The sequence below is a fragment of the Gordonia sp. AC31 genome (genome assembly GCF_031844505.1).
GTDB lineage: Bacteria > Actinomycetota > Actinomycetes > Mycobacteriales > Mycobacteriaceae > Gordonia > Gordonia hongkongensis.
On the sequence record NZ_JAUZVK010000071.1, the window covers coordinates 1 to 1,612 of the forward strand.

1 protein-coding gene is annotated in these 1,612 nt (G+C 62.8%); it reads left to right on the top strand.

Annotation, left to right across the window (positions count from 1 at the left end; all coding sequences use genetic code 11):
* Positions 1–104 precede the first annotated feature (104 nt).
* The gene (locus Q9R39_RS24590) at positions 105–1,595 is read left to right on the top strand and encodes an IS1634 family transposase (RefSeq protein WP_311278448.1); all 1,491 of its coding nucleotides are present in this window, start codon (positions 105–107) and stop codon (positions 1,593–1,595) included.
* Positions 1,596–1,612: the final 17 nt, after the last annotated feature.

Genomic DNA, 1,612 nt, shown 5'->3' on the forward strand with positions numbered 1-1,612 from the left:
CCTGACTTGGCTCATTTTCGCGGGTTCGGCGCGACGCATGGCTGTTGACCTGGTGTGATGGGTCGCGGTGTGGACACTAAATGCGGGCTCGTAGGCTGCTCGGTGTGGCATTTGTGCGCACGGTGAAGACCGCGTCGGGAGCGACGGCGGTCCAGATCGTGTACTCGAATCGGCGTGGTGCGCGCGATATCGAGCACATCGGGTCCGCCCACGACGAGCAGGAACTTGCTGCCCTGAAGGCGGCCGCGGCTGAGCGGCTCGCTTCAGGGCAGCAGAGTTTGGACTTCGGCATGCTGGCCGGGCCAGGCCCGTTGCCGATCACCTCGTCACGAATGGCAGTGTTGTGGGACTCCCTCAACCACGTGTACGACGATCTGGGATTCCGGGCCGCCACCAAGGGTGACAGCATGTTTCGTGATCTGGTGCTGGCCCGGATCATCGAGCCGACCAGCAAGCTCGACTCACTGCGGGTGCTGAGCGAGGTCGGCGTGGAAACCAACTCGTATGCCACCCTCAAGCGTCGGCTGCCGCGCTACGCCGAGGCCGAGTTCCGCGCAGCGCTATCGGCGGCGTGCGCTGCCCGTGCCGCGCTGGGACCGGCCAGCCTTGTGCTCTACGACGTCACCACCTTGTATTTCGAGACTGACAAAGCTGACGGATTCCGCGAGCCCGGATTTTCCAAGGAACGCCGTCTCGAACCACAGATCACCGTCGGGCTACTGACCGATGCGACCGGGTTCCCGCTTCGGGTCGAGGCGTTCGAGGGCAACAAGGCCGAGACTGCCACGATGCTGCCGACCCTGCGGGCGTTCATGGCCGCCCACAACCTCGATGATGTCACCGTCGTCGCTGATGCCGGGATGATCTCCGATTCCAACAAGAAGGCCATCGAAGCGGCCGGGTTGTCGTTCATCCTGGGCGAGAAGATTCCCACGATCCCGTACCTGATTTCGCAGTGGCACAACCACAATCCCGAGTCCACCCCGCCGGACGGGTTGGTGTTGACCCAGCCGTTTCCGGCTGGTTCGAAGAACAAGCGTCGCGATCATGTCGTCTACTACCAGTACTCAGCCGATCGGGCCCGACGCTCATTGCGGGGCATCGCCGAGCAGGTCGCCAAAGCCGAGAACGCGGTCGCCGGGAAAGCCCCGGTCAAACGGAACCGGTTCATAACCCTCAAAGGCACCGACAAGAGCGTCAACCGTGAACTCGAAACCAAGGCGCGTCTGCTGGCCGGCTGGAAAGCCTATGCCACCAATATCGCTGCTCCCACACCGGAATTCGTCATCGGCTCCTACCATCAACTCTGGCGGATCGAGACGAGCTTCCGCATGTCCAAGAGCGACCTCGCCGCCCGCCCGATCTATCATCGCCTCCGCGATTCCATCGACGCCCACCTCACGATCGTCTTTGCCGCCCTAGCGGTCACCCGCGCCATCGAATCCCGATCGCAGTGGTCAATCAAGAAGTTCGTCACCACAGCCCGCCGTTACCGGTCCATCACCATCCAAGCCGGCGAGCACCAGATCAACGCCGCCGACCCACTACCCAATGACCTGCAAGAAGCGCTCACCGCGATCCGCGGTGGGCACTAATTTGAGCCAAGTCAGGT